3 pseudogenes are annotated in these 7,751 nt (G+C 36.7%); all 3 read left to right on the top strand.

The features are described 5' to 3' along the window. Positions 1–1,140: 1,140 nt before the first annotated feature. Positions 1,141–2,445 (top strand): annotated as a pseudogene (locus ACFIMW_RS09585) (hypothetical protein); the annotation flags it as partial. Positions 2,446–3,288: 843 nt separating this feature from the next. After that, positions 3,289–3,819: pseudogene (locus tag ACFIMW_RS09580) on the top strand (YadA-like family protein); the annotation flags it as partial. 1,125 nt (positions 3,820–4,944) lie between these two features. After that, positions 4,945–7,751: pseudogene (locus tag ACFIMW_RS08490) on the top strand (hypothetical protein); the annotation flags it as partial.

Below are 7,751 nucleotides of genomic sequence, written 5' to 3'. Positions count from 1 at the left end.
GGAAATATCCGCTCTAACCTATCTGTCACGAGCTCAGGAGGTCACTGGGGGGTAAGCGCTGGAATAAACTTAACGCTGAATTAACAATAAAAAATGCATTCGCCCTTGTTTAATGAAACAAGGGCGAAATTTTTATATTATAGAGCATTAATATTTTATACAGAAAATCACAAGGTAGTATACTTATAAAGTCTTATAGCAATGTATTCTATAGTCATCATTTTAGTGAAACTAATTTTAGTTAAAGTGAAGTGTCTTAACTAAAGATTTACAAATGCAGAGTGATATCTCTATGTAAATTAATAGAGTACGTAATCGTACAATAGTCTGAAAGCATACATTTTATAGTTTTATTAATAGAAATATCCATTTGAGGGATGCTTAAAGAAATAAAAAATCCCATTTCTTACTATTTCAATTTTCTCTGTATGCAGCAATAGCAATGATTAAGTAAGATTCACTTTGATCATAACATCTAAAGTACAATAACACATCAATGCTCCTATAAAGGACTAAAGAGCAAGGAACAATGCTATAAATTTTAGAATTTTTAATAAATCAGAAAGAATTATTAAATTAAATTCATTTTTTTCTTGCTATTTTTCTTAATAGCCTATAGAGAGTGCTTGAGCAAAGATAATCCGTAAAAAACCGAGCAAAAAATTACGCAAAAGGAAATGCGTTTAGTTATGAAAAAAAAACATAACCATTATTACTTTACCATAAAAAGACTTAAGAGATACACCTTTAAGGTTCAAAGTTATCTCACCTATTTTTATGACAAAAGTATAATAACTCTACAAAAAATACCTTAGCTCATTCAGCAAACAACTTAATCCCACTTTCGCAATAACATCTTTATTGCTTCTTAAGCACACAAAAAACTCATAAGAGCATACAAACATGTCCTCTCTACACGTATTTTATTTACTCCCACCCCCAAGGGTTTTACAGCAAAAGATACAACCTCCCTAAAAGCGTAAAAACCACGCCCTTATTAACTATACTATCGACCAACACCAATGATAGTCTCATGGTGTTTTAGATAGTTCTTTTTCCCATTATGACAACCCTAATCTTTTTACAAAACAAGAAAAAATATCTTCTGAAGTTTCCCTAACACAAGAATATGTCTTTTTAATGTTTTTCTTATTTGGAGAATTTATTATGAAAAAAATATATAACATACCTAAAATGCTAGAAGAGAGTGATATTAAAGATTTTTGCTCATCTTATCGATTACCTTTTATTAAAACGCTTTCATTGGTTTCAGTAGCTGTCTTTTTATCCAATGCTTCTCCTGTTTCTGCTTGTGATGCGTGGGGTAATGTATCGCAGTATTTTGGTGCTGGTACAAATATACTTAAAGATATTGCACCAACTTATATAATTAACGGTAGAGTGTACAGAGATGTTGGCTCTGCATTATATGGTTTGGAACGTGAAGTTGCGGGCAATAATCTTGTTAAGCAAGATAGCTCAGGGCTTATTACAATTGGTGCGAATGCACGTGGCAATAGAATAAGCATTGAAAATAACTCTCATGAATTGAGAACTCTTACTGGTGTTAATAATGGTGTGATTTCGCCATTCTCGTCTGATGCAGTTAATGGCTCCCAAATTTTTTCTCTAGGCCTTGCTATTTCTAGCTATTTTGGTGGTGGTGCTGGATTTGATAGAGTAAAATGGACGCCTCCTACTTTTAAAGTTAAGGTTTTTGATAAGGATGGTAATGGAGCTGAAAAGAGCTATCGTAATGTTGCAGATGCCTTTACAGGCGTAAATAGTTCTTTCACGAATCTTGATAAAAAGATTGAAAATGTAGTCGTTAATGTGGCAGGGAACAACCTTGTTAAGCAAGATGATACGGGACTTATTACCATTGGTGGAAAAGTAAATGGAACGAGGGTAAGTATTGCAAATATTGATAATGCGGTTCGGACTCTTTCAGGTGTTAATTCTGGTTCTATTACAGCAACATCGACTGATGCAATCAATGGTTCTCAACTTTATTCCATGAGCAATGTCGTTGCAGGCTATTTTGGTGGTGGTGCTGGCTATAAAGATGGAAATTGGAGTGCTCCTACTTTTACAGTTAAGGTCTTTGATAAGGATGGTAATGGAGCTGAAAGAGACTATAAGAATGTTGCAGATGCCTTTACAGGCGTAAATAGTTCTTTCACGAATCTTGATAAAAAGATTGAAAATATAGTCATTGATGCGACAGGTGATAGTCTTGTTAAGCAAGATGCAGCTGGATTTATTACCATTGGTGGAAAAGTGAGTGGAACGAGGGTAAGTATTGCGAACGTTAATAATGCAGCACGGATTCTTTCAGGTGTTAAGGCTGGTTCTATTACAGCAACATCGACTGATGCAATCAATGGTTCTCAAGCTTATGCTATGAGCAATGTAATTGCTAGCTATTTCAGTGGTAAAGCTGGATATGATGCAGATGGAAACTGGAATGCTCCTACTTTTACAGTTAAGGTCTTTGATAAGAATGGTAATGGAGCTGAAAAGAGCTATTATAATGTTGCAGATGCCTTTACAGGCGTAAATAGTTCTTTCACGAATCTTGATAAAAAGATTGAAAATATAGTCATTAATTCGGCAGGGAATAACCTTGTTAAGCAAAATAGCGCTGGGCTTATTACGATTGGTGGAAGTGAAGCTGGTAATAGAATAGATATTGCAAACAGTATGAATACTTCACGAATTCTCTCTGGTGTTAAGGGTGGTGCATTTACGGCAACATCGACTGAAGCAGTAAATGGTGGCCAGCTTTATTTTATGGCTCAGGCATTTGCGAGTTATTTCGGCGGTGGTGCTGGATATGATGACGCTGGAACGTGGAATGATCCTACTTTTATAGTTAAAACCTTTGATAAGGATGGTAATGAGACTCAGAAAAGCTATAAGAACGTTGCAGATGCATTGACAGGTGTTAATAGTGCTTTCACAAATTTGAATCATCGGATTATTGAGATAAAAAATAACGCTCCTATTGTTGAAAAACCTGTAATTGGAAGAGGTGGTTCGGATACTATTACAGCCGGCTTTCCTTTTATGAGAAGCGCACGTCTTCTAAGAAGCTTACCTCTTGTCATAGATGAGGCGGAAAATTCTATGGATGAGGAAGATAATTCAACCGCGGTAACTGTTTCTCCTAGTGAAATTTTAGAAAAGTCAACTTATGAGGGGAGTGACGGACAGCTCCAGCAGATGAAAGAGAGGGTAACAAATGTTGAGAGCAGGGTAACAAACGTTGAAAAAAAGGTGGATATTGCGGTTGGCTATGATACCGATGATAGCGGAAAGAAAACCAATAGCATCACTCTAAAAGGTGTTAATGACAGCGACCCTGTCTTGATAGACAACGTAGGGGATGGTAAAATTAAGAAAGGTTCTAAGGAAGCTGTTAATGGTGGTCAATTGCATGATTATACTGAAGGGCAGATGAAGATAGTTCTTAATGATGCGAACAAATATACGGTTGATCAAGTCAGTAAAGGTGTTAACGAGGCGAAGTCCTATACCGATAGGAAGTTTGAAGCATTAAGTTATGATATTACGAATGTGCGCAAAGAGGCAAGGCAAGCAGCAGCGATTGGTTTGGCGGTGTCTAATTTACGTTACTTCGATGATCCAGGATCTTTGAGTGTTTCATTTGGTGGCGGTTTGTGGCGTGGTCAGTCTGCTTTTGCTATTGGTGCGGGTTATACATCTGAAGATGGTAAGATTCGTTCTAATCTATCAGCTACCAGTGCTGGTGGCCAGTGGGGAGTAGGTGGCGGAATAACTCTAAAATTAAAATAACAGCAGATAATGCGAAAAACTGCAATTTAACTGAATTTTCGCCCTTGTCTTATTAGGCAAGGGCGAATTTATATTATCAGAGTAATACACTTAATATTCTATAGGAATAATTTTAGTGAGATTGAATTGAGTAAAAAATGAAGCGCTTTAACAAAAATTTTACAAATGCAGAGTAATATTATCATATAAATTGATAGAGCGCATAATTACACAGTATTTTAAAACTGTACGTTTTATAATTTCATTAATAGAAAATATCCATTGGGGGGATATGCTTAAAGAAACAAAAAAATCTCACTTTTTACTATTTTAATTATTTTCTCTGTACACAGCAGTGGCAATGAAAGTAAGACTCATTTTGGACAAAACAGAGATACATCAAATTGACTGTAAAACAGAACCTCTACATAAGTCTATACGCGTAAAAGTTATGAATTTTTATTATAGGGAATTTTACGATTACATAAATCAGAAAGACTCATTCTGTAAAAATAATTAAATTCATTTTCTTCTTGCTATTTTGTTCGAAAGTCTATAAGACTCATTCTGGAACAAACAGAACAAAAAAATTCTCGCAAAGGGAGGTGCGGAAAGTTATGAAAGAATCACATGATTATTGTCATTTTTCTTTAAAACCCTTCAAGAAAAATGACTCAAGAAATCAAGAAACAAATCACTTGTTCTTGTGATAAAACCACAATAATCCTATACAAGTTTTACCTGAACTTATCACGGGGTCTAAATGACCTAAACCTTTCACTCATAAATATTCATTGTCCATTAAGCATACAAAACGAACTCTTTTATTTCAAATAACTATAAATCACACATCTAACAGTAGCGTACGAATATGTCCCTTTCATTCTCTATTCTTACCCACAAATTCAGAAATTACTACAAACAAACAACTTGCTTAAAGGCAGAATAAACCAAAACCTTACTAACCAAACTATTAATCAACGTTAATCGCAACACCACTGGAGCTCTAATCTGCTCCTTTCAATCTTTTCGAAAAACTTAAGCTTTATAAAGAACAGACGAAAAACAAATCTTCAAATCACTCTTAGTGCTGAAATGTGTCTTTTTAATGTTCTTGATATGTTTTTCTTACTTGGAGAATTTATTATGAAAAAATTATGTACCACATCAAAGGCGCCAGTGGTGAATGGTTTTAAAAATTCTTGCTTGTTTTATCAATTACTGTTTATTACAGCGTTTTTAGTGGCTTCAGTGATTATCTTTTTATCAAATGTTTCTCCTGTTTCTGCTAATACTTCGATTTTTAATAACATATCAAACGATTTTAGTGGTGATGCAAATGTACTTAAAGGTATTCCCCCGGCCTATGTAGTTGGCAGTAAAGTGTATGGAGATGTTGACTCTGCATTTATAGAGAGTGAAGATACCTTAAAAAACTTAAGTTCTGATATTAAATTTCAGACTAAAGATGCTTTTGATACTGCATTTGCGGGAAGTGAAGATTATAAGAATGTAACGGATGCATTTTCTGGCACTAATAGTGCTTTGGCAGCTTTAAATCATCAGCTTGTTGAGATAAAGGAACCCTCTACTATTGGGGAAAAACAAAATAATCCATTTCACGGTGATGATCTGCATAAAAATACAGACAGCTTTTCTCTTATGAGAAGCTTACCTCGTGCACTAGATCGCGAGGTTGAGATGACTAAGTTATCGATTGCTCCTAACTCACCATTAACTCGAATATCTATTCTGAATAGTGAGGGTAAACCTCGGACTCTTTTGGATGTTTCTCCTGGTGAGCTTTCAGCAAATTCAACCGATGCTGTAAATGGTTCCCAGCTTTATGAATTAACGAGAGGTGTGAACGTTAATACTGCTAACGTTTTTTTTAAAGATCCTATAGCTAATACGGAAAATTCAATTGCTATTGGCAACAATGCGCGCGTTGTAGATAAAGATGCGTATGGTGCAATTGTTATTGGTCAAAATGCATCAATAGTGAAAGGAGATTTTGCGCAAAGTGAGTCGGCGATTGCCTTAGGTTCAAATGCTAAAGTTAGTGGGGATTCTTCGATTGGTATTGGTCGAGGTGCAAGCGTCAACGGAAGTGGGGGGCTTGCTGTTGGTGAGAACGCAGAAGTTTACGGTAACAGTGCGGTTGCACTTGGGCGGAGTGCACATACCAACGGCGACTATGCGTTAGCATTTGGTGAGAACGCAGATGCCAACGGCGACAGTGCGTTGGCATTTGGTCGGCAAGCAAAAGCATCAGTTGACGGAGGAATTGCCTTAGGTGAATACTCTCTGGCTAATGTTAAAGCTGGTGTTGCGGGTTATAACCCTAGTATTAGAAAGAACTCAGATAAACAGGATAACGTATGGAAAGCTACTAATGGTGCACTCAGTATTGGCAATTTTGAGAAAGGTCAGACCAGACAGATTATAAATGTTGCTGCAGGTACGAACGACACTGATGCCGTGAATGTTGCGCAGCTAAAAGCTCTACAAGACACTGTAAACTCAAATTGGGATCTTTCTGTTAATGGTAAAAATAAAACGAGTGTTAATTCAACCAGCCCAATGGATTTGGCAGCTGGAAGTACAAATCTCACGGTCACAAAAGGTGATAAAGACAATAAAGTGAAATTTGATCTAGCTAGGTCCATTATAGTTGATAAAATACAAATAGGAGACAGCACCTTAGACGCAACAGGCTTAGTGATTGCCAATGGTCCAAAAGTGACGACTTCCGGTATAAATGCTGGTGGTAAAAAGATTCAGGCAGTTGAAAATGGTAGCATTACAGCAGCCTCAACTGATGCCATAAATGGTTCTCAGCTTTATATCCTAGGGAGCAGTGTTGCAAAATCTTTAGGTGGTAATACTAAGTATGAGAATGGCACGTGGACTGCTCCTATATTCAAAGTTAAGCAGTTCAATTCTGATGGTGACGTTACTGACTCGACTTATGACAGTGTCGCATCTGCCTTTGCTGGTGTTGGTGATTCCATCACGAATATTAAGAATGAGATTACAAAAGAAATTGCTGGTGAAAAAAGTGATTCTTTAATTTGGAGCAAAACGGCGAATGCCTTTGTAGCGACCCATGGAGAAAATAAAGAGAACAGCAAGATTAAATCTTTGAAGAATGGAGACATTACAGCAACCTCAACTGATGCCATAAATGGTTCCCAGCTTCATACCCTAGGAAGCAGTGTTGCAAAATCTTTGGGCGGTAATGCTAAGTATGAAAATGGCGCATGGACAGTACCTACATTCAAGGTTAAAAAATTTGCATCTGATGGTAGTGTTTCTGACTCGGCTTATGACGATGTTGCATCTGCCTTTGTCGGTGTTGGTGTTTCATTCGAGAATGTTAAAGATAAATTTAATAATATTAAGGATGAAATTAGCAAAGAGATTGAAAAGGACATTACGGCTGCTAAAAATGACGCTTTGTTGTGGGATAAGTCCAAAGGTTCTTTTGTAGCGATACATGGAGACAAGAAAGAAAACAGCAAGATTACATCTCTCCAAAATGGAGATATTTCTGCTATTTCAACGGATGCTGTAACGGGTAATCAGCTTCATGCGTTAGGTGATAATGTTGCAAAATCTTTAGGTGGTAACGCTAAGTATGAAAATGGCGCTTGGACAGCTCCTGCATTCAAGGTTAAAACAATCAATTCTGAAGGTCATGATGAAGAGAAAAGTTATGGTAATGTAGCGGAGGCGTTTTCCGGTGTAGGTAGCTCTTTTACGAATATTCATAATGAAATTACCAAAGAAATTGCTGATGTAAAAAGTGATTCTTTGAACTGGAATGAAGCGAAGAGCGCCTTTGTAGCGACACATGGAGACAATAAAGAGAGCAGCAAGCTTACGTCTCTATTAGATGGGGCCATTCAATCTGGTTCGACGGATGCAGTGACGGGTAACCAGCTTCATGC

Origin of the sequence: Bartonella sp. AC329YNZD (assembly GCF_042196685.1) — a bacterium.
GTDB lineage: Bacteria > Pseudomonadota > Alphaproteobacteria > Rhizobiales > Rhizobiaceae > Bartonella.
Note: the sequence above shows the minus strand (reverse complement) of the source record. Positions and strands in the feature narration are given on the sequence as shown.